This window comes from Janthinobacterium woesei, from assembly GCF_051380875.1.
In the GTDB taxonomy this organism is placed as follows: Bacteria; Pseudomonadota; Gammaproteobacteria; order Burkholderiales; family Burkholderiaceae_D; genus Janthinobacterium.
This window is the reverse complement of sequence record NZ_JBNYXW010000002.1, coordinates 155,632-174,837: the sequence shown is the minus strand read 5'-3', so window position 1 is coordinate 174,837 and position 19,206 is coordinate 155,632. Positions and strand designations below refer to the sequence as shown.

Genomic DNA, 19,206 nt, shown 5'->3' with positions numbered 1-19,206 from the left:
AATTTATCTAGAGCAATGGTCGTCTTGTACTAGGGAGAGCGCAAAACTGCTGCTCCGCACCGTAACCACCTAACTGGAGTATCTTCATGCTGAGCCTTCACACCAATGCAGCGGCCTTGTCCGCGCAAAATTCGATCTCCAAAACACAAAACTCGCTGTCGACTTCGATGACGCGCCTGAGCACCGGCTACCGCATCAACTCGGCAATGGATGACGCTGCCGGCCTGCAAATTGCAACTCGCCTGAAAGCACAAACCAGCGGTATGGCCATGGCCATGCGCAACACCCAAAACGCCACCTCGATGATCCAGACCGCCGATGGCGCACTGGGCGAAACCGTCAACATCCTGGTTCGCATGAAAGACCTGGCAACGCAAGCTGCCGATGCATCGTCTACGACTGACGACAAGACAGCCATGCAAGCTGAATTCGATACCCTGACGGCCGAGCTGACCAACATTGTTGGCAACACATCCTTCGGTGGCGCCAAGCTGCTGACCGGCAAGGCAACTGCCGCCGACGCTACCGCCGCTGGCACCGCCAACACCGCTGCGCTTGCTGACAAAACCGCAAAGACTACCGCTTACGGCGATGCCACCACCGGCATGGTAAAAGCTTACAACGATGCTGTTACGGCTAACACCGGCGGCACTTCTGCCCAACTGACTGCTGTAGCAACCACGGCTGAAGCCATGCGCGTCGGCGAAATCGCTATGAAAGATGCAACTAAAGTAGCTGACGTTGCTGCTGCATTCGTCAGTGCCGTGACTACTTCGGTTGGCAGCAGCGACACCGGCGGCAAATTCAACGCCTCGCTGGACTTCCAGATCGGTGCTTCGACCACTGAAAAAATGGGCCTGGACCTGTCGGCCGAATTGAGCGCAATGCACACAACAATCCGTGGCGCGACTGGTGAATACAATGCATTCGGCCTGGCGGCTGACCTGAAAGGTGCTGAACTGACCGCCGTTGGCACCGCATCGACCACGATCGACAAACTGCAAACGGCCATCGACTCTGTCGGTACCGTACGTTCGGCACTGGGCGCTGCTGGTAACCGCCTGGACCACGTAGCCACCAATTTGGCCAACGTCAGCACCAACACGCAAGCTGCTTCGGGCCGCATCATGGATACCGACTTCGCGACCGAAAGCTCGAACATGACCGCTTCGCAAATGCTGCTGCAAGCTGGTACCGCAATGTTGAAACAAAGCAACAGCATGTCCTCGATGGTCATGTCCCTGCTGCAATAATAGCAAGCGCGTCCTGACCTGGCTCGGGTCGGGCCGACCAGAGCCAACTGCGCGAGCAGTTGGCTTTTTTTTATTCATCCCATGCGGGAGGAGTAGCAATGGCGATAGACCGCGTTTCCGCAGGCAATGCCCTGCCCCTGATCACGCAGCGACTCGACGTCAGCAACGCTACGCCGATGGTGCCGGGCGTGGTGCAGCCGCTGGTGCCGATCGGCCCCTACATGGCGCCCGCGCCCGATGCCGGCACCCTGCCCGCGCAACTGCAGCAGAAAACGCAAGACAGCCTGGCGTCCCTGGTCAAGCCGAACGCCGAGGGTTTTGGCGCCACCGCGCGCGACAGCAGCGCCATGCAAGTCAATCAACTATTCTTTACGCGCCAGCTGGTGTGGCAGGCGCCCGACGCGGCGCAGCTGGCCGCCTCCTGGCGCGTGATGGTCAAGACCTATGGCCAGCAATATGCCGCGCTGCAGGAACAGGCGCGCGGCCAGCACGTGCCGGGCAACCTCTTCATGGCCGAGCAGCAGCCGGCCCTGCTGCGCGAAGGCCCCAGGCCACCGTTGAGCATCGACAGCGAAGCATGGCGCTTTGCCGTCTACGGCTGGGGCGGGCAACGCCTGCTGCTGCGCGTGCTGGTCAGCGACGAGGACGAAGAAGGTGCACCGCCGAAGCGCCGCGGCAAGGTGGCGCTGCGCGTCGAACTGATCATCATCGGCATCGGCCGGGTGGTGATCCAGATGGAGCCGGCCGGCGACGGCGTGCTGCTCGAACTGGCCGCCGATGAAGAGGCCGCGCTGCGCCATCTGCGCCTGGCGCTGCCCGAGATCGCCGACGCCGTGCGGCGCGCCGGCCTGCGCGTGGTGCGCTGCCGCCTGAACCGCCAGCTGCATGCGCAGCGCGTGCACGGCAACTATCCCATGCAGTCGGCCGCCGCCGCGCTGTCGCTGCCCCTGTTCCGCGCCATGGCCGAAGTGGCGCTGCTGCTGACGCAGCCGGAAGCGGAAACGGCCACCAAGCCCGACAGCACAGGCACAGCCTCCCCTCCAGCCGAGCCGGAGGACGCAATCATTGCCTCGAAGGAAGTGGCAGCCCCGCTGGGCTACGATTATGGCGATGACTATGGCGACGACGCCGTGCTGCTGGCCGACGGGCTGGAGCACGCGTTACTGCCGCCCATCGACGAGCAGGATTGAAGCAGCATGCAAAAACGGCGCCTGAAGCGCCGTTTTTTTATAGTTATCCCACCGTACCGATGATGCTCACTTCGCGGTTTTCCGGAATTTCATTGTAGGACAGCACATGCAGGCCCGGCGCAAACAGGCGCGCATAGCGGGCCAGCAGCGGGCGGATCTGCGGCAGCACCAGCAGCAGCGGCGGCGTGGCCTGCTGCTTCATCTGTTCGCGCGCCACCGGCATGTTGACTTGCAGTTGCGACAGCAAATGCGGGTCGATCGGATAATTGTCCAGCGTGACCTTGCCCGCCTGGCGCGCCTGGTTCAAAGAGCCCAGCAGCATGTTTTCCAGCTCGCCACCCAAATTGAATGCCTGCATTTCCATCTTTTGGCCGAACAGGCCGCTGACGATCTGGCGCCGCAGCGCGCAGCGCACTTCGGCCGCCAGCAGGATCGGATCCTTGGTGGTTTCCGAACTATCGAGCAAGGTGGTGGCGATGGGCACGATATCTTTCAATGACACGTTTTCTGCCAGCAAGACGCGGAACACGCGCAGCATCTGCGTGTGCGTCAGGGCCTTGTCGAGTGCACCGGCCAGCTTGGGCGACAGGGCCGCCAGGCGCTCCATGATGTTTGATACGTCTTCGTGGCGGAACAGTTCCGGCAAGTATTCGCGCACCATCTTCGACAGATGCGTGGCGATCACGCTCGGCGCCTCGATAACCTGGTAGCCCAGGCCCAGCGCATGCGCCTTGTCGCCCGGTTCGATCCAGGTGACGGGCATGCCGTAGGCCGGCTCGATGCCGGGAATGCCGTCCAGCTGGCCGTACACATTCGGCGACGGAATCGCCATCAGGCGGTCGGCCTGCACCTCGGCCTGCGCCACCACGGTGCCCGACAGCATGATCGCGTATTGCGACGGCTTTAAGGACAGATCGTCGCGCACGCCGATATTGGGCAGCAGCAAGCCCATCGACTCGGACAGGCTCTGGCGCACGCCCTTGACGCGCTTGTTCAACGGTTCGCCTTGCGTTTTGTCAACCATGCCCACCAGCTTGTAGCCCAGCATCACCATCAGCGGCTGCACGGCCGGCAGTTGCTGCCATTCCAGCTCGGCAGGTTTGTCATCACGCAAGGCCGCTTCGATGGCGGCCATGCCGGCCGAATCGGGCGCCTTGACGCGCTGCGTGAGGCGCCAGGCAACGAAAGCCAGCACGCCGGCAAAGGTCATGAACATGAACCACGGCATGCCCGGAATCAGGGCCAGCGCCACCATCATGCCGGACGCGCTGTAGATCACCGTCGGCGAGGTCAGCACCTGGCCCGCCACTTGCTGTTCGAAATCGCCCGCATCGCTGATACGGGTCACGAGAATGGCGGCAGCGGCCGACAGCAGCAGCGCCGGGATCTGCGCCACCAGGCCATCACCGATGGTCAACAGCGCGTACTGGCGGAAAGCCTCGCCAAATGACAGGTCGTGCATCAGCGAACCGATGGCCACGCCACCGACCATATTGATGATCAAGATCAAGATACTGGCGACGGCGTCGCCGCGCACGAACTTCGAGGCACCGTCCATGGCGCCATAGAAATCGGCCTCGGCAGCCACGTCCTTGCGGCGCGCCTGGGCTTTTTCCTGGTTGATCAGGCCGGCGTTCAAGTCGGCGTCGATGGCCATCTGCTTGCCCGGCAAGGCGTCGAGCGTAAAGCGGGCCGACACTTCCGAGATGCGCTCGGCACCCTTGGTGACCACGGCGAAGTTGATGATCATCAAGATCACGAAGACCACGATACCGACGACGAAGTTGCCGCCAATGACCACGTTACCGAAGGCCTCGATCACCTTACCGGCCGCGTCCGCGCCCGTATGGCCGTGCAGCAACACCACGCGCGTGGAGGCCACGTTCAAGGTCAGCCTGAGCATGGTGGTGGCCAGGATCACCGTCGGGAAGACGGAGAAATCGAGCGGCCGCTTGGCCGAGACGCTGACCAGGATGACGATCAGTGCCAACACGATATTGAACGTGAACAAGATATCGAGCAGCACCGGCGGCAGCGGCAGGATGATCATGGCCAGGATCACCAGCAGGAACAGCGGCGTGACGAACTTGTGGCGGCGCATTTCGGCAACCACGCGGTTCAGGAAATTCATGAAGGTACTACCTCGCTCAAATGAGATGGCACGACCACCTCGGTGGGAAATGGGGGCTGGGCGGCACGCTGCCCAGAACGGAATGCTTTCAGCTGCAAGATATAGTTCAGCACCTGCGACACGGCCTGGTACAGCTGCGCGGGGATCTGCTGCTGCACCTGGCTGGTGTTGTAGATGGCGCGCGCCAGCGGCGGCAGCTCCAGCGTTTCAATATTATTTTCCTTCGCCACTTGGCGGATATACAGCGCCATCTCGTCGACGCCCTTGGCGACGACAAAGGGCGCCTCGGCGCGGTCCTGGTCATACTTCAATGCCACGGCGTAATGTTCGGGATTGACGATCACCACGTCGGCGCCGGGCACGGTCTTGCGCACGCTGCGCCGGCCGATCTGCTGCTGCAGCTGACGGATGCGCTGGCGTACTTCGGGCCGTCCTTCACTGCTCTTGTGCTCTTCCTTGACATCCTTCTTGCTCATGCGCTGGTTGCGGGCAAAGAAAAAGGCCTGCGCCGGCACGTCGATGACGGCAAACAGGACGAACACTGCAACGAGCGCCATCAGGCTGTCGAGCATCAGGGCCGAGCCGTCGAGCATGGCTTGCGACAGTGGCCGGTGCTGCAAATCCACATACTGCGTCAGGCTGGAACGGCTCACATGCACCAGCACCATGCCCAGCACGGCAGCCTTGGCGATGGACAAGCCGAATTCAAAGGCATGCTTGGGCGACACCAGGCGGCCCAGGTTCTTGGCCGGACTCAGGCGCTCCATCTTCGGCATCCAGTTCTTGCTGCTGATGACCCAGCCGCCAGGGATCAATGAACCGAGCACCACGAACAGGGGCACGCAAAACAGCGGCACGATCATCTGGATCAGCAAGCTCACCGAGGTGGTAAACGCCATCGACATGGCATTATCGAGCGCACCTTTGCCGTCGAGCGGCATGAAGGCCATGGCGAACAATTGCCGAAAGGCATCCAGGTAGCCAGGCAGCAGGAAGACGAACAGCTTCATGCTGATCAGGATGCCCAGCGCCGTCGACAGGTCGCGCGAACGCACCACCTGCCCTTCCTGGCGCGACTTCTTCAGCTTTTGCTGTGACGCCTTTTCGGTCTTGTCGCCCGTGCTGCTATCCGCCATGGGCCACCCGCATCTGTTCGGCGATCATGTCGAGCACCCGGTTTGTCATGGCGATATAGTGTTCCGGCACGAAACGCACGATCTGCGCCAGCATCAGTAAGCCAAACACGGTGATCAGGGAAAAACCCAGCGAAAACAGGTTCAGCGACGGCGCCACGCGGTTCAGGAAACCAAAACCCAGTTGCACCACCATGGTGGAAAACACGATTGGCAAGGCCAGCAGCATGGCGGCGGCGAAGATCCAGGCCACGTTGTAGGCCACCGTCTGCAGCAGCAGCGGAGCAAAGCCGTGCCCCACGGGCCATGCCTTGAAGCTGGCGCCGATCACGCCCGTCAGCACCAGATGGCCATCGACGGCAAAGAAGACAATCATGCACATGATGGTCAGCATGCCGGAAATCACATCCGACGAAGTGCCATTCAAGGGGTCATTCATGACGGCCATGGAAAAGCCCACCTGGCTCGACACCATATAGCCCAGCACGGACATGACCGACATGGCGAAGTGAAACGCCAGCCCCAGGATGAAGCCGATGACGGCCTGCTCCAGGGTGGCGACGATGGCGTACAGCGAAAATGGATCGATCTTCAGCAATTCCTGCGAGATGCCCGAGGCCTGCATCACGGGCAGCATCAGGATCGCCAGGATCAGGGAAAGCAGGATGCGCACCGTGACGGGCACGGCGCCGTCGCCGATCACGGGCGAGGCGCTGAGCATGGCCAGGATGCGGCAGAACGGCCACCACACGGCCAGCAGAAACGGCAGCACCTGATTGAAAATCTGATCCATGGTGCGCGGCGCTATCCAACCAGCGTGGCGGCGCGCTGAAATATCGACACGCAATAATCCATCAGGTAACCGGCCATCCAGCGCCCGGCCAGTATCAGGGCCAGCAGGGTCACCAGCAGACGCGGCAAAAAGCTCATGGTCTGTTCATTGATCGACGTGGCCGCCTGCACCAGCGCGACCAAGAGGCCCATCAGCAAACCCGGCACGACCAGGATGACCACCAGCAGCATGACCACATGCAGGGCTTCAATGATGAGGTCGACGGCAACTTCAGGGGTCAGCATGTCAGTACGCCTGTATGCTGGTAACCAGGGTGTTGACGGTCAAGGTCCAGCCGTCCACGAGCACGAACAACAGCAGTTTGAACGGCAGCGAAATGACCAGCGGCGAGAGCATCATCATACCCATCGCCATCAGTACGGACGCCACCACCAGATCGATGATCAGGAACGGGATGAATAGCATGCAGCCAATCTGGAACGCCGTCTTGAGTTCGGACAAGACAAACGCTGCCAGCTTGACCGTGAAGCTGTGGTCTTGCGGGCGCATGGTCGACGGCTCGCCGGCCAGGTGCGCAATCTGCGCCAGCGCGGCCTTGCTCGTCTGCGCCAGCATGAAGCGTGAAATCGGCACTTCGGCGATCTTCAAGGCTTCCTGCATGCCGATCTGGTCGCGGTCATACGGCACGAAAGCCTCTTTCCACATCTGCTCACCGATGGGGCGCATGACCAGCAAGGTCAGGATAAGGGCGATGCCGGTGACGATACGGTTAGGCAAGCCCTGCTGCAGGCCCAGGGCCTGGCGCAGCAGGGAGAGCACGATGACGAAGCGGGTAAAGCTGGTCATCATCATGACCATTACGGGCAGCAGCCCGAGCAGCGTCATGACGACCAGGATCTGCATCTTGACCGACAGGTCAGTCTTCGCGCCCGGCACGATGCCGGACAGCAAATCCTGCGCGCCGGCGGCGCTGCAATACAGCATCAGAACGGGAATGGCGAGCGCGGCGGCCAGCGGGCCGTGGCGCCGGGTCACACCGGGTACCACCAGCTTCATGCTGTCATCAGGTCGAGATTGAGGCCGTCGAGGTCGATGACTTTCAAGCCGTAATTCTCGCCCGCCACCACCACTTCGGCGCGGCCGATCGGCGTGCCGTTGACCTTGATCACCAGCGGTTCGCCAGCGAGCATGTCAAGTTCGATCACGCTCTCGGGGCCGATGGCCATCAATTCTTCCAGCGAAATGCGCGCCGAACCGACTTCCAGCGTCAGGGTGACGGGAATCTTGCGCATCATTTGCGGAATATCACGGCGTGCGCGGGTGCTGGCGACATCGGCAACGTCGCCCTGGTCGATGATCATATCGTCGCCCAGGTCTTCCAGCAAGGTTTCGCTCTGGTTGCTATCGGTCATATTCATATTATTCGACATCTTCAAATGAGGTTAAACAGAGCTTGCCCTTGTGTTCGGAAACCGCTGCTGTAAATAAACGGGAGTCATCGAGCATCACATCGGTGCGGCTCAGGCTGACGGGAATCACGTCGCCCACGCGCAGGTCAAACAGGGCACCCAGCTGCACCTGCTTGCTGACCAGCCGGCCTTCCAGCGTCACTTGCAGGCGCGAAGCGAGCGGACGCACGCTGCGCAAGGCCTTCTTCGCTTGCGCGCGCTCGGGCAGCAGGCCGCGCAGCACATCGGCCATCAGGCGCTTGTCGAGCGAGAACCAGAAGGAACCGCTCTGTCCCGCATCGACATCGCTCAGCGATACCGTCACGATCCAGCTGCCGCGCGCCGGATGCACGCCCGACTGCACGGCGAGCTCGGCACTGGCATCGATGGCGCTGGTCTTGCCCAGCGCCTGCAGATTCTTGTGGATGCGCGCAAACAGCCTGGTCACTAACTGTTGTCCCAGCACCACAGCCAGACGCTCTTCGGTGGCCGTCACGCGCACCTTCACCGGATCGGGCAGCGCGCCCTTGGCGCCGGCACTACCATAGCGATAGTTCAGCACGCTCAAGAGTATCTGGCGTTCGAGGGCAAAGCCGGCCTGGCCGGCGGGCGTGGAGAAACTCAGCCAGCGGTTCACGCTGTCGTCGTTGTCGACCCGCGACAAGGCCACGGCGTCGATCTGAAAATTACCCCAGTAGCGCCGGCTCATGGGCTGGCGCAGCGCCACGGTCAGGTCGTCGCGCAACTGGGCAGCGAATACATGCAGCAAGTGGACAGGACGTCCAAGCAGACAGGAATCGAGGACTTGATGGCGCGTAGTTTGATCTGTCTTGGTAATGGTTGTCATGTAGTGGTCATGTCGGTATTGCGGTGGCAGAACAAATTATACGGATCGCCCGAAATTAAATACAGCATCATCGTGGCCTTGTTGACGGCAATGCAAGCAAACGATGGCAACGATTGTGCCTGGTACGCATGCCAGATGACTACGGTGCTGAACAATACATGATAATCACAAATATTGCCATGCATCAATATTCCTTGAGCCAATCCGCTCTTTACTTTATAGTTGCCGCAAGGTAAGCTTCTGCCGACAAAATGTTGATTTGCAGTGCGCCATTGCGCTTACCTGATTCCGGTTTTTATGGCAGTTTTCAGTCCCTCTTATTGCCACCTGTAGAAACTTTTATCAGCTATATATTGGTTATCATGGCCATCTGTAAATCACGTCGGCGTAGGTTGGCAAGATTTGCTGGATTTGTTTAAGTCTGCTTGCAGCGGATGGTGTGGCAACTGATAAAACTGATGCGGCCTGGGAATCGGGCCGGGCGCGATGGCATCGCAATGCCCTTGCGCCTGCATGGCAACACCAGTATTTCTGATTGATACGTCACCGCATATTGAAAGTAGAGGGCAACATGAGCAATGAACTCGCAGGTCTGATCAAGGCCGACCTGGCAGCACTGAGCAACGACGCACACGCCCTCGGCGCCAGCATTGCGCCGGCCGCCAATATCGGCGCAGGCGAACAATCCGGCTTCTCGTTCGCGCAAAGCATGAAAGACGCCGTCGGCAAGATCAACAACGATGACCGCATGGCCGCGCAAAAAATGAGCGACGTCGACAGCGGCAAGAGCGACGACCTGGTCGGCGCCATGCTGGCCAGCCAGGAAGCGAGCCTGTCCTTCTCCATGTTGATGCAAGTGCGCAATAAAGTCATGGGCGCCGTCGACGAACTCATCAAACTGCCTTTGTAATCTGCACGTCCAGATCCACGCCCAGCCTCCCAGCGAAAGTTACCCCAAGTGATTACCACCATGAAGTCCGCATTTGCGCGCTGGCGCCCTGGCGCCCAGCCCGCTATCCCGCCTGCCCTGCTGAAAAACCTGGTTCCCATCCTTGTACTGGCCATCGGCATTACCGCCATGGTGACCATGTACTTCTGGCGCGACCAGGCGAGCTACAAGCCGGTCTTTGGCGCGCGCGAAAAAGTGGCCGTGACCGATATGATGGCAACCCTGGACGCCGAACATATCCCCTACCGCCTGCATCCGGACAGCGGCCAGGTGCTGGTGCCGGACGCCATGCTGGGCAAGGTGCGCATGCTGCTGGCCTCGAAAGGCGTGACGGCGCAGCTGCCGGCCGGCCTGGAGCTGATGGACAAGAATGACCCGCTGGGCGTGTCGCAATTCGTGCAGGACGTGCGCTTTCGCCGCGGCCTGGAAGGCGAGCTGGCACAAAGCATCATGACGATGGATGCGATCGCTTCGGCGCGCGTCCATCTGTCGATTGCCAAGTCGACCTCGTTTGTATCGAGCGACGGCGACAAATCCTCCGCGTCGGTAGTGGTGGCCTTGAAACCGGGCCGCACGCTGGCGCCGGAACAGATCGCCGCCGTGATCAACATGGTCGCCGGCAGCGTGGCCAGCCTGGCGCCGACGCGCGTGAGCCTGGTCGACCAGGGCGGCAACCTGCTATCCTCGCACATCGACCTGACGGACGGCTTCGACGCTTCGGCCGCCGGCAATGAAGGCGCAAAACGTTTCCAGGATGAGATTCGCCGCAACATCACCGGCCTGCTTGGCCCCGTCATCGGCGAAGACAATTTCAAGCTCAGCGTGACGGCCGCAGTCGATAACGACCGCGTCGAGGAAACGCTGGAAAAGTACGGCGAAGCCCCGAAAGTGACCAGCGAAGCGATGCGTGAAGAGCAGGAGCGCAACCGCACCGTGGCCGGCATTCCCGGCAGCCTGTCGAACCGTCCGCCCGCCGCCGCCGTGCCCACCCCGGCCGACGCCGCAGCAGCAGCCGCAGCCGCTGGCGCACCAAGGGCTGCCGACGATGGCACGGCGCGCAAGAACGCCACCACGCGCCAGTACGCGTATGACCGCACCATCACGCAGATCAAGCGCAGCCGTGGCCGCCTGGAAAAACTCAGCGTGGCCGTCGTGCTCAACAGCGCCGCCGCACCGAATCCAAAGAGCGGCTGGACCCCGGCAGAACTGGGCAACATCGAAAAAATGCTGCGCAGCGGCCTGGGCATCAACGCCCAGCGCGGCGACAGCTTGAGCCTGACGGCGCTGGCCTTCCCCGCCAAGGCCCCCGTGGCGCAGTGGTGGGAAGAACGCGACACCGTCGTCGATTTCAGTAGCTGGCTGCTGTACGCACTGGGCGCCGTGCTTGCTTACTTCCTGATCCTGCGCCCGCTGCTGCGCCTGCTGACCTCGCGCCTGGCGCCGCCACCGCTGAAACAGCTCGATCCGGCCCTGGCCCTGGCCGGCAGCAGCACCGCCGGCGCGAATGGCGTCACGGCCGCTGGCGCGCCAGCCCTGGGTCTGAATGGCTTGCCTGCCCTCGAAGGTGAAGCCAGCGCTGCCGGCAGCATGCCGGTGGTGCCGCTGCTGGAAAACTATAACTTGCCGCCGCCTGGCTCGGCCGTCGACGTGATGGTCGACCACTTGAAAGTGCTGGCCGAAAAAGAACCCGAGCGTGTCGCCGAAGTCGTCAAACAATGGATGCAGAAAAATGGCCGAACTCAACAACAATAACTTCCCTGACGCCGCCGAATACGAGAGCGTCAGCTTAAATCCCGTGGAACAGGCCGCCATCGTGCTGCTGAGCATAGGCGAAGAGCAGGCAGCCAACGTGCTGCGCTGCCTGTCGCGCGAAGAATTACTGGAAGTCACGCAAGTGATGTCGCGCATGAGCGGCATCAAGGTCGAAGCCGTGAAAACGGCCATGCAGACCTTTTTTGATGACTACCGCCAGCAAAGCGGCGTGCATGGCGCCTCGCGCAGCTACCTGAAGCGTTCGCTGGACATGGCGCTGGGCAGCGATATCGCCAATAGCGTGCTGAACAACATTTATGGCGACGCCATCCGTCCAAAAATGGCACGCCTGCAGTGGGCTTCGCCAAAATGGCTGGCCGAATACATCGTCAACGAACACGTGCAGATGCAGGCCGTGTTCCTGGCCTTCCTGCCGCCCGCGCTGGCCGGGCAGATTCTCGACGCCCTGCCCGTCGAAGGCCGCGACCTGGTCTTGCTGAACCTGGCCCGCTTAGACGAGATCGACCGCGACCTGCTGGTCGAGCTCGATGAACTGGTGGGCCGCTGCCTGGGCACGCTCGACACGCAAAGCACCAGCGTGGAAGGCATTCGCCAGGCGGCCGAGATTCTCAACCGCATGCCGGGCAACCGCGCCGCGCTGGTCGAGCTGCTGCGCGCGCACGACCCGGACGTGGTTTCGGAAATCGAGCTGAGCATGTACGACTTCCTGATCCTGGCCACGCAGAGCGATGTCACGCTCACCCGCATCCTGGAAGACGTGCCGATGGAACAATGGGCCGTCGCCCTCAAGGGCGCGGAACCGTCGATCCGCGATGCCGTGCTGAAAACCATGCCGCGCCGCCAGGCACAGAGCTTCGAAGACATGATGCGCCGTTCCGGCCCCGTGCCACTGTCCCGTATCGAACAAACGCGCCAGGAAATCATGGCTACCGTCAAGGGTTTGGCCGATGCGGGCGAGATCGAAGTGCAACTGTTTGCCGAAGCGGTGATCGAATGAAGCACTTCCGCGCGTATCGTTTTCCGCCATTGTCGCAATTCATCGCCGCCGGCCAGCGCGCCTCGAACGAGGATACCGATGGCCAGTGGCAGGCGTCCGTCTCGGAAGGTTTTGAGCAGGGCCAGCGCGACGGCTATGAGGTGGGCATGGTGCAAGGCCAGCAGGATGGCTACGACTCCGGGCGCAGCGATGGCATGGCACACGGCCGCGAAGAAGGCCGCAATGAAACCCTGGTCACGCTGGACCGCCTGGCACGCCCCGTCGACGCGATCTTGCGCGACCTGAAAAAAGTGCGCGCCGACTACCGCGCCGCGCAGCGCAAGGAAGTGGTCGACCTGGTGGCCAAGGTGGCGCGCCAGGTGATCCGCGCCGAACTGGCGCTGCAGCCCGTGCAATTGCTGGCCCTGGTCGACGAAACCCTCGCTTCGATGCCGCCCACGCGCGAAGAAATCGACGTCTTCCTCAACCCGGAAGAATTGAAACGCATCAGCGAACTCGATCCGAAGCGCGCCAAGCGCTGGAATTTGATCGCCGACGCCCGCTTGGATGCAGGCGAATGCCGCATCAAGGCCGGCGACAATGAAGTCGACGCCGGCTGCCATCAGCGCCTGACCGCCTGCATGGAGCAGGTCAGCAGCCACCTGGCGCTGGCCGCCGAACACGCAGACCAAGGCGCGCCTGCATGATCGCCGACACGCTGCGCAGCTTCGAGATCGGCGATATTCCGGTGGCGACACCCACCGGCCGCCTGGTCGGCGCCTCCGGCTTGCTGCTGGAAAGCGCCGGCTGCCGCCTGCACACGGGTCAGCGTTGTCAAATTGAAACTGTGAATGGCGAGTGGCTGGACGCGCAAGTGGTCGGTTTTCGCGAAAAACTGTCCTACCTGATGCCGTTCAAGAAGGCCACGGGCCTGACCACGGGCGCGCGCGTATTGCCCCTGCCCGACAAGGCCAGCCTGCAGATCGGCCCGTCGTGGCTGGGCCGCATGGTCAACGGCCTGGGCGAGCCGATCGACGACCTGGGCCGCTTAGGTGGCGAGCACATCCTGGAAGTGACGCCGCCAAAAGTCAATCCCCTGAAGAAGCAAGCGGTGATCGAACCGCTGGACGTGGGCGTGCGCGCCATCAACAGCATGTTGACCCTGGGCAAGGGACAGCGCGTGGGCCTGATGGCCGGTTCCGGCGTGGGAAAAAGCGTGCTGCTGGGCCTGATCACGCGCCAGACGGTGGCCGATGTCGTCGTCGTCGGCCTGATCGGCGAACGGGGACGCGAAGTGCGCGAGTTCGTCGAAAAATCGCTGGGCGCCGAGGGCTTGAAGAAGGCCGTGCTGGTGATCGCCCCGGCCGATGAATCGCCATTGATGCGCATCATGGCCACCGAACTGTGCCACTCCATCGCCGCGCACTTCCGCGACCAGGGCAAGCACGTGCTGCTGCTGGTCGATTCGCTGACGCGCTATGCGATGGCGCTGCGCGAAGTGGCGCTGGCCTTGGGCGAGCCGCCGGCCACGCGCGGCTATCCGCCATCCGTGTTTTCGAATTTGCCGCAACTGGTGGAGAGTGCCGGCAATGGCGCCCACCCGCAAGGCAGCATGAGCGCCATCTACACCGTGCTGGCCGAAGGCGATGACCAGCAAGACCCCGTGGTCGATACGGCGCGCGCGATTCTCGACGGCCATATCGTACTCACGCGCGAACTGGCCGAGCGGGGCCACTACCCCGCCATCGACATCGCCGCCTCGATCAGCCGCTGCATGGCGCAGGTGATCACCCCTAGCCACATGCTGGCGGCGCGCGCGCTGAAAGCATCGATGGCGCGCCATGCGCGCGTGCGCGACCTGATCCCGCTGGGCGCCTACGTGCCCGGCGCCGACCCGATCACCGACCGCGCCGTGCAGTTGCACGCGCCGATCGAGGCATTTCTGTGCCAGGGCACCACGGAAGAGGCGCCGATGGGGCCTTGCATCGCACAACTTGAACAGATCATGGCCTAGGAGCATTTGTGAGCGATGCGCATACGATACGCAACCTGACCACCCTGGTCGGCCTGCGCAGCACCGAGGTGGAACGCCTGCAAAGCGACATGGCGGCGCAGACGGCCGTGCGCGAGCGCTACCAGAAGAACCTGGAGCGCCTGACGGACCTGTACACGGATAGCGGCCCCAGCGGCGCCCTGCCCCTGGCGCTGTCCGTCAACTGCGGCAATTTCAAGCAGGCGGTCATGCAGATGGCCGACCAGCACCGTACCGACCTGCACCTGCACGTAGCGAACATGGCCGTCTCGCAGCGCGCCCTGAATACGGCCTGGGCCAAACGCGAGGTGCTGGGCCAGGTGCTGACGCAAAAACAGAAACATGTTGCAAATGAGCAACAAAGAGTGGACGCCAAGCGGCAGGACGAACTGGCAACCCAATTCTGGTTCCGTGGGCAGGTAAAATGATGTATTACAGAAATAATTTCAGAAAAGTGAATATTTGGTCGCCTTGTCATGAGGTATATCCTGCATGCTAATTTTAGGAGTCTGACATGGCCATATCCACTACCTCTTCGAATACCTATGACCCGACGGCGTCGGCCCAGGCACTGACCGACAAGTACACGGCCGATCTGCAGGCGCGCATCACCGCCCAGACCAAGGCGGCGACGGCCACGTCGGGCGGGCTGACGAACCTGAAGATGGCATTGACCACCTTCAGTTCCAGCCTGTTGGGCTTGACCAACGGCAAGACCTTGCTGACGCAGGGCGCTACTTTCAGCAATACTGCCCTGGGCAGCGCCACGGCTTCGTCGACGGCGGCGCCCGGCACGTATTCGCTGTTCGTGGAAAAAGTGGCCACAAATCATCAGGTATCGTTCGGCGGCCTGGGCGATACTCCCGCTGCCGAGGCCGGCACACTGACGATCAAGGTCGGCACGGGCGACTTCGCGGTGGACTTGAGCAAGGCCAACAGCGATGGCAATCCGTCGCTGTCGGTCAAGGAAATTGCCGCCGCCATCAATGCGGAACCGAAAAACAATGCGCGCGTGACGGCGTCCGTCATCACCATCGGCGGCGTAGCCCAGCTGGTGCTGACCTCGAATGTCAGCGGTGAAGAAGGTAAACTGGACTTCGACGTCAGTGCGCTGGGTGCTGGCGCCCTGGAAACGGCAATGACACCTGCGCCGAAAGAGCTGGTCAAGGCGGAAAATGCCATCCTCTGGGTTGGCGGCAAGCCTGCCGATGGCGTCGACAATGGCAACCGCATCGAGCAATCGTCGAATACCTTCAGCAACATCGATGGCGTGAAGATGACGTTTACCAAGGCCCAGGCGAGCGGCGACGCGCCGATGACGCTGACCGTGGCGCTCGACACCTCGGCCACGACGACCAATGCGCAAAGCTTCGTCACGGCCTACAACAAGCTCAAGGCCGTGCTCGACGGCCTGACAGATCCAGGCGATCCATCGTCCGGCAAGGCGGCAGGCGTCTTCTCTGCCGACAGCGGCGTGCGCGTGCTGCGTGACCAGCTGGTGCGCACCCTGCGCGAAACGGTCACGGGATCGCTGGCCAATTTTGGCATCACGGCGCAGCGCAACGGTACCCTGGCGCTCGACTCGGCCAAGTTCGAAGCGGCCGTGAAAGCCAATCCGACCGGACTGGACAAGGCCATCGGCAACAATTCGGCCAGTGCACCGAGCGGCATCGCAGGCAAGCTCGACAAGTTCATCGAAAGCTGGACTTCCACCAACGGCGTGCTGACCCAGCGTGAAACCTCGGTAGCCAAGCTGCAAAAGACGCTCGACGAGCGCCAGACCAAGTTCGAGGCCGACTACACGACCATGTACAACCGCTACAAGGCGCAATTTACGCAACTGCAAACATTGCAGGCGCGCATGTCGCAAACGACAGATATGTTCGATGCCCTGTTCAGCACCGACAAGACTACCTAGAGGCTGACGCCACCCGCGTAACGGGTGGCGCCAGCCTGCCAGTTGCACCCAGCTTTTAAGTGAGAAAAAATGATGAACCACGATGCATACAGTAATTACCACGCCGTCAACCTGGATGCGCAAACGTCGCGCGCCACGCCAGTCGAACTGGTCTTGCTGCTCACGGACGGCTTGCTGGAAGAACTGGCGCGCGCACGCGGACATATCGTCGGCAAGCGCTATGAACAAAAGGCGATCAGCCTCAACAAATGCGCGGAAATCATCAACGGCCTGTCGAGTTCACTTGATTTCGAGCATGGTGGCGAAGTCGTCGCCAATCTTGGCCGCCTGTATGAATACTGCACTGGCCGCCTGTATTCGGCCGGCATCACGCTCGACCCGGCCCTGATCGACGAAGTGACGACCCTGCTGACCACGATCAAGCAAGGCTGGCAGGGCGTGCAGGCTAAAAATGGCTAATGCCAGCGCGTGGCTGCAACTGGCCAGGGAGCTGCAGGCCGCAGCCGCCAAACAGGACTGGAACGCACTGGCCTTGCTGGATCGAAAACTGGCCCAGGAACTGGCCGGCGTCGCTGCCGTGCTGGAACACGAGCGCGCCGCCCTGTTGACCTTGCGCAAAGTGCACGCGCAGGCATTGCAGCTATGCTCCGACGAGAAGCAGCGCCTGGGACTGCAGCTAGGCGAAATACACTCGAAGCAAGAAGGCTGGGTCGCGTATGCGATTGAAGGCGCCATGTATCACGATGAGAATCCAGTATGAATATGCGTTTTAATATGGCTAATACAAGCACAGCCTTCCCTCCCAGCGGCAAATCGGATGCGGATATTTCCCCATCCGTGGCAACCGGCATGTCGGCCAACGCCGGCGCCGATGCCAGCCTGTATAGCCCGCCAGTACCCCTTTTCGCCTTGGTCATGGGCACGGCCATGACCGATATACCGGCAGCGCATCACGCAGACGCACGGACGGATACGGATGCGAACGAAGGCGCGCCAGCCGATATCGCCAGTGCCGCAACATCACCTGAAAGCAGCCTGCCCGCCATGGCAGTGCCACTGATGATGCCGCCTGCCAACATCTTGCCGCAGGCAGATGCGGCGGCAATTGACGCGCGCAACGAGGCAGCGCAGGTCCAAACGCAAGTAACTGTCCATGGCACGCAAGCCTATCCTGCCCTAAATATCAGCCCGCACCCCGCCACATTCAGCCGGCATACCCAGGCGGCGCTGCCAACGAAAGGCGGCGCACGTGAACCGTTGGCCGCCGCCAATCCGCTGCCAGTTGGCGCAGGCAGCACGCCTGCCGCCCCTGCCGAAGCGCCGTTGGCTCGGAACGCGCCCGTGGCCAGCGCCGTCACCGTCCTCGATGGCGAACGCACAGCCAAAGGCAGCGTGCACGGCACGCCTGCCACCCCTGCCGCGCCGCCGTTGATTCAAGACGCGCCCATGGCCAGCGCCACCAGCGCGCCTGCCACCCCAGTCGAGCCGCTGTTGGCGCAGAACACCCCCGTGGCCATCGCCGCCACCGTCCGCGATGGCGAACGCACAGCCAAAGGCAGTGTGCGCAGCACGCCTGCCACCCCTGTCGGGGCGCAGTGGGTTCAGAACGCGTCCATGGCCAGCGCCGCCACCATCCAGGATAGCGGACGAACCGCCAACCCGGCGCCCTCCATTGCTGTCGAACCGCTGAAGGTTCAGAGCGCGTTCGCGCCCAGCGCCGCCACCGTCCGCGATGGCGAGCGCGCCGCTGCACCGTTCACCCCCCCCACGCCCAACCTGGGCTTGAGCGCCACGCTGGCGAATGGCGCACCGGCGCTGCCGGGCAGCGAAACCATCAAACTCAACGGCCCTGCTCAGCAATGGCAGGAACCGCTGCGCGAAGCGCTGGGCGAGCGCCTGCAGACGCAGATAGGCCGCAACAGCGAGCACGCCATGATCCGCCTCGAACCGCCGATGCTGGGCCGCATTGAAATTTCCATCCGCCACACGGCCGGCGCGCTGCAGGTCAACGTCACGGCGTCGAACCCGGAAGTGCTGCGCCAGCTGCAAAGCATCGGCGAGAACATGCGCAGCGACCTGGCGCAACGCCAATATACCGAGGTGGCCGTGAATATCAGCGCCACCCCGCGCAGCCCCGCCGCCCAGGCATTTGCCGAAGGCGATGCGCGCGGCCAGCGTCAGCCTGGGCGCCAGAATGACGATGCGGAGCCGGGCCGTGCCCTGTCCGACGGCAACACTGCCGCTGCCACTTACGCCCTGCATGAACGAGAAACTACCTGATGAATATGAAAATCAAACTGATCGGCGCCTTTGTCGCGGTGGCCGTGCTGGCCGCCGGCGCGGCCGGGGGCGCCATGTGGTACCTGGCCAAGCCTGTCTCCGCGCCCGGCGCTGCTGCCGAGGTGAAAGCCCCGCCACCGCCCGCCACGGGCAAGAAGGCACGCAAGTTCATCACGCTCGACAAGGTCATCGTGATGCTGCGCCGCGGCCCTGGCGACACGGACACGCACTACCTGTCGGCCGACCTGGTAATCGCCACCACCGAAGAAAAGGAAAAGCTGACCAAGGACCACTTGCCGCTGATGCGTTCGATCGCCGTCAGCACCCTGTCGAGCTTTCCGGTGGACAAGGCGCAAACCATGACCGTGGAACAATACGCCGAACATATCAACAAGGCCTTCAATGTCAGCTATGAGCGCGAACAGATGGAAAAGCCGTTCACCGAAGTCATGGTCGGCAAGCTGATCATTGAATAAGCCGACG

The 19,206-nt window shown here is 62.1% G+C and carries 21 protein-coding genes; 13 read left to right on the top strand and 8 right to left on the bottom strand.

Annotation, left to right across the window (positions count from 1 at the left end; all coding sequences use genetic code 11):
• Nucleotides 1–86 precede the first annotated feature (86 nt).
• On the top strand, nucleotides 87–1,253 hold the full coding sequence (locus ACQ4W6_RS02585) for a flagellin N-terminal helical domain-containing protein (protein WP_436565618.1): 1,167 nt from the start codon (nucleotides 87–89) through the stop codon (nucleotides 1,251–1,253).
• A 98-nt stretch (nucleotides 1,254–1,351) separates the two neighbouring features.
• Nucleotides 1,352–2,443, top strand: coding sequence for a hypothetical protein (locus tag ACQ4W6_RS02580; RefSeq protein WP_436565617.1), 1,092 nt, complete (start codon nucleotides 1,352–1,354; stop codon nucleotides 2,441–2,443).
• Between the two features lie 43 nt (nucleotides 2,444–2,486).
• On the opposite strand, the gene ACQ4W6_RS02575 is transcribed toward ACQ4W6_RS02580, so the two are convergent.
• From ACQ4W6_RS02575 to ACQ4W6_RS02540, 8 genes are read right to left on the bottom strand one after another with little or no spacing between them, the layout of a single operon-like run.
• A complete protein-coding gene (locus ACQ4W6_RS02575; RefSeq protein WP_436565616.1) occupies nucleotides 2,487–4,574 on the bottom strand; it encodes a flagellar biosynthesis protein FlhA in 2,088 nt (695 codons plus the stop codon).
• Nucleotides 4,571–5,710 carry a flagellar type III secretion system protein FlhB gene (flhB, locus tag ACQ4W6_RS02570; protein ID WP_436565615.1) on the bottom strand — a complete coding sequence of 380 codons (1,140 nt, stop codon included), beginning with the start codon at nucleotides 5,708–5,710 and terminating at the stop codon, nucleotides 4,571–4,573. The genes ACQ4W6_RS02575 and flhB overlap by 4 nt, the downstream gene beginning before the upstream one ends.
• Nucleotides 5,700–6,500, bottom strand: a complete 801-nt coding sequence (locus ACQ4W6_RS02565; RefSeq protein WP_436565614.1) for a flagellar biosynthetic protein FliR — start codon at nucleotides 6,498–6,500, stop codon at nucleotides 5,700–5,702. The genes flhB and ACQ4W6_RS02565 overlap by 11 nt, the downstream gene beginning before the upstream one ends.
• A gap of 11 nt (nucleotides 6,501–6,511) precedes the next feature.
• On the bottom strand, nucleotides 6,512–6,784 hold the full coding sequence (locus ACQ4W6_RS02560; RefSeq protein ID WP_289905390.1) for a flagellar biosynthetic protein FliQ: 273 nt from the start codon (nucleotides 6,782–6,784) through the stop codon (nucleotides 6,512–6,514).
• A 1-nt stretch (nucleotide 6,785) separates the two neighbouring features.
• Nucleotides 6,786–7,556: a flagellar type III secretion system pore protein FliP gene (fliP, locus tag ACQ4W6_RS02555; RefSeq protein ID WP_436565613.1), complete on the bottom strand. Its 771-nt coding sequence runs from the start codon at nucleotides 7,554–7,556 to the stop codon at nucleotides 6,786–6,788.
• On the bottom strand, nucleotides 7,553–7,918 hold the full coding sequence (locus ACQ4W6_RS02550) for a FliM/FliN family flagellar motor switch protein (protein WP_436565612.1): 366 nt from the start codon (nucleotides 7,916–7,918) through the stop codon (nucleotides 7,553–7,555). Before ACQ4W6_RS02550 ends, fliP begins: the two co-directional genes overlap by 4 nt.
• A 1-nt stretch (nucleotide 7,919) precedes the next feature.
• Complete coding sequence (locus tag ACQ4W6_RS02545; RefSeq protein ID WP_436565611.1) at nucleotides 7,920–8,795, bottom strand: FliM/FliN family flagellar motor switch protein; 876 nt, start codon at nucleotides 8,793–8,795, stop codon at nucleotides 7,920–7,922.
• Nucleotides 8,792–8,980, bottom strand: a complete 189-nt coding sequence (locus ACQ4W6_RS02540) for a hypothetical protein (RefSeq protein ID WP_436565610.1) — start codon at nucleotides 8,978–8,980, stop codon at nucleotides 8,792–8,794. The genes ACQ4W6_RS02545 and ACQ4W6_RS02540 overlap by 4 nt, the downstream gene beginning before the upstream one ends.
• Before the next feature lie 386 nt (nucleotides 8,981–9,366).
• Here ACQ4W6_RS02540 and fliE point away from each other — a divergent pair, with 386 nt between their 5' ends.
• The 11 genes from fliE (at nucleotide 9,367) to ACQ4W6_RS02485 (ending at nucleotide 19,199) form a co-directional block, all read left to right on the top strand.
• Entirely contained in the window at nucleotides 9,367–9,705 is a 339-nt protein-coding gene (gene fliE / locus ACQ4W6_RS02535) for a flagellar hook-basal body complex protein FliE (RefSeq protein WP_436565609.1), read from the top strand.
• A gap of 60 nt (nucleotides 9,706–9,765) precedes the next feature.
• Nucleotides 9,766–11,496 (top strand): flagellar basal-body MS-ring/collar protein FliF, encoded by a 1,731-nt coding sequence (gene fliF / locus ACQ4W6_RS02530; protein WP_436565608.1) that lies wholly within the window; start codon nucleotides 9,766–9,768, stop codon nucleotides 11,494–11,496.
• Nucleotides 11,474–12,514: a flagellar motor switch protein FliG gene (locus tag ACQ4W6_RS02525; protein WP_436565607.1), complete on the top strand. Its 1,041-nt coding sequence runs from the start codon at nucleotides 11,474–11,476 to the stop codon at nucleotides 12,512–12,514. Before fliF ends, ACQ4W6_RS02525 begins: the two co-directional genes overlap by 23 nt.
• Nucleotides 12,511–13,200 (top strand): flagellar assembly protein FliH, encoded by a 690-nt coding sequence (gene fliH, locus ACQ4W6_RS02520; RefSeq protein ID WP_436565606.1) that lies wholly within the window; start codon nucleotides 12,511–12,513, stop codon nucleotides 13,198–13,200. The genes ACQ4W6_RS02525 and fliH overlap by 4 nt, the downstream gene beginning before the upstream one ends.
• Nucleotides 13,197–14,507: a flagellar protein export ATPase FliI gene (gene fliI, locus ACQ4W6_RS02515; RefSeq protein ID WP_436565605.1), complete on the top strand. Its 1,311-nt coding sequence runs from the start codon at nucleotides 13,197–13,199 to the stop codon at nucleotides 14,505–14,507. Before fliH ends, fliI begins: the two co-directional genes overlap by 4 nt.
• Before the next feature lie 8 nt (nucleotides 14,508–14,515).
• Nucleotides 14,516–14,953: a flagellar export protein FliJ gene (locus tag ACQ4W6_RS02510; protein ID WP_436565604.1), complete on the top strand. Its 438-nt coding sequence runs from the start codon at nucleotides 14,516–14,518 to the stop codon at nucleotides 14,951–14,953.
• An 86-nt stretch (nucleotides 14,954–15,039) separates the two neighbouring features.
• Nucleotides 15,040–16,443, top strand: coding sequence for a flagellar filament capping protein FliD (fliD, locus tag ACQ4W6_RS02505; protein WP_436565603.1), 1,404 nt, complete (start codon nucleotides 15,040–15,042; stop codon nucleotides 16,441–16,443).
• Nucleotides 16,444–16,512: 69 nt separating this feature from the next.
• Nucleotides 16,513–16,902, top strand: a complete 390-nt coding sequence (gene fliS, locus ACQ4W6_RS02500; protein WP_436565602.1) for a flagellar export chaperone FliS — start codon at nucleotides 16,513–16,515, stop codon at nucleotides 16,900–16,902.
• A complete protein-coding gene (locus ACQ4W6_RS02495) occupies nucleotides 16,895–17,203 on the top strand; it encodes a hypothetical protein (RefSeq protein WP_436565601.1) in 309 nt (102 codons plus the stop codon). Before fliS ends, ACQ4W6_RS02495 begins: the two co-directional genes overlap by 8 nt.
• A 14-nt stretch (nucleotides 17,204–17,217) precedes the next feature.
• Nucleotides 17,218–18,723 (top strand): flagellar hook-length control protein FliK, encoded by a 1,506-nt coding sequence (locus tag ACQ4W6_RS02490; RefSeq protein ID WP_436565600.1) that lies wholly within the window; start codon nucleotides 17,218–17,220, stop codon nucleotides 18,721–18,723.
• Nucleotides 18,723–19,199 (top strand): flagellar basal body-associated FliL family protein, encoded by a 477-nt coding sequence (locus tag ACQ4W6_RS02485; protein WP_436565599.1) that lies wholly within the window; start codon nucleotides 18,723–18,725, stop codon nucleotides 19,197–19,199. Before ACQ4W6_RS02490 ends, ACQ4W6_RS02485 begins: the two co-directional genes overlap by 1 nt.
• Nucleotides 19,200–19,206 lie beyond the last annotated feature (7 nt).

What these genes read in the sequence shown, in the direction of transcription:
- ACQ4W6_RS02585 (WP_436565618.1), top strand. Translation starts at nt 87, where the DNA reads ATGCTGAGCCTTCACACCAATGCAGCGGCCTTGTCCGCGCAAAATTCG.
- ACQ4W6_RS02580 (WP_436565617.1), top strand. Translation starts at nt 1,352, where the DNA reads ATGGCGATAGACCGCGTTTCCGCAGGCAATGCCCTGCCCCTGATCACG.
- ACQ4W6_RS02575 (WP_436565616.1), bottom strand. Translation starts at nt 4,574, where the DNA reads ATGAATTTCCTGAACCGCGTGGTTGCCGAAATGCGCCGCCACAAGTTC.
- flhB (WP_436565615.1), bottom strand. Translation starts at nt 5,710, where the DNA reads ATGGCGGATAGCAGCACGGGCGACAAGACCGAAAAGGCGTCACAGCAA.
- ACQ4W6_RS02565 (WP_436565614.1), bottom strand. Translation starts at nt 6,500, where the DNA reads ATGGATCAGATTTTCAATCAGGTGCTGCCGTTTCTGCTGGCCGTGTGG.
- ACQ4W6_RS02560 (WP_289905390.1), bottom strand. Translation starts at nt 6,784, where the DNA reads ATGCTGACCCCTGAAGTTGCCGTCGACCTCATCATTGAAGCCCTGCAT.
- fliP (WP_436565613.1), bottom strand. Translation starts at nt 7,556, where the DNA reads ATGAAGCTGGTGGTACCCGGTGTGACCCGGCGCCACGGCCCGCTGGCC.
- ACQ4W6_RS02550 (WP_436565612.1), bottom strand. Translation starts at nt 7,918, where the DNA reads ATGAATATGACCGATAGCAACCAGAGCGAAACCTTGCTGGAAGACCTG.
- ACQ4W6_RS02545 (WP_436565611.1), bottom strand. Translation starts at nt 8,795, where the DNA reads ATGACAACCATTACCAAGACAGATCAAACTACGCGCCATCAAGTCCTC.
- ACQ4W6_RS02540 (WP_436565610.1), bottom strand. Translation starts at nt 8,980, where the DNA reads ATGCATGGCAATATTTGTGATTATCATGTATTGTTCAGCACCGTAGTC.
- fliE (WP_436565609.1), top strand. Translation starts at nt 9,367, where the DNA reads ATGAGCAATGAACTCGCAGGTCTGATCAAGGCCGACCTGGCAGCACTG.
- fliF (WP_436565608.1), top strand. Translation starts at nt 9,766, where the DNA reads ATGAAGTCCGCATTTGCGCGCTGGCGCCCTGGCGCCCAGCCCGCTATC.
- ACQ4W6_RS02525 (WP_436565607.1), top strand. Translation starts at nt 11,474, where the DNA reads ATGGCCGAACTCAACAACAATAACTTCCCTGACGCCGCCGAATACGAG.
- fliH (WP_436565606.1), top strand. Translation starts at nt 12,511, where the DNA reads ATGAAGCACTTCCGCGCGTATCGTTTTCCGCCATTGTCGCAATTCATC.
- fliI (WP_436565605.1), top strand. Translation starts at nt 13,197, where the DNA reads ATGATCGCCGACACGCTGCGCAGCTTCGAGATCGGCGATATTCCGGTG.
- fliD (WP_436565603.1), top strand. Translation starts at nt 15,040, where the DNA reads ATGGCCATATCCACTACCTCTTCGAATACCTATGACCCGACGGCGTCG.
- fliS (WP_436565602.1), top strand. Translation starts at nt 16,513, where the DNA reads ATGATGAACCACGATGCATACAGTAATTACCACGCCGTCAACCTGGAT.
- ACQ4W6_RS02495 (WP_436565601.1), top strand. Translation starts at nt 16,895, where the DNA reads ATGGCTAATGCCAGCGCGTGGCTGCAACTGGCCAGGGAGCTGCAGGCC.
- ACQ4W6_RS02490 (WP_436565600.1), top strand. Translation starts at nt 17,218, where the DNA reads ATGGCTAATACAAGCACAGCCTTCCCTCCCAGCGGCAAATCGGATGCG.
- ACQ4W6_RS02485 (WP_436565599.1), top strand. Translation starts at nt 18,723, where the DNA reads ATGAATATGAAAATCAAACTGATCGGCGCCTTTGTCGCGGTGGCCGTG.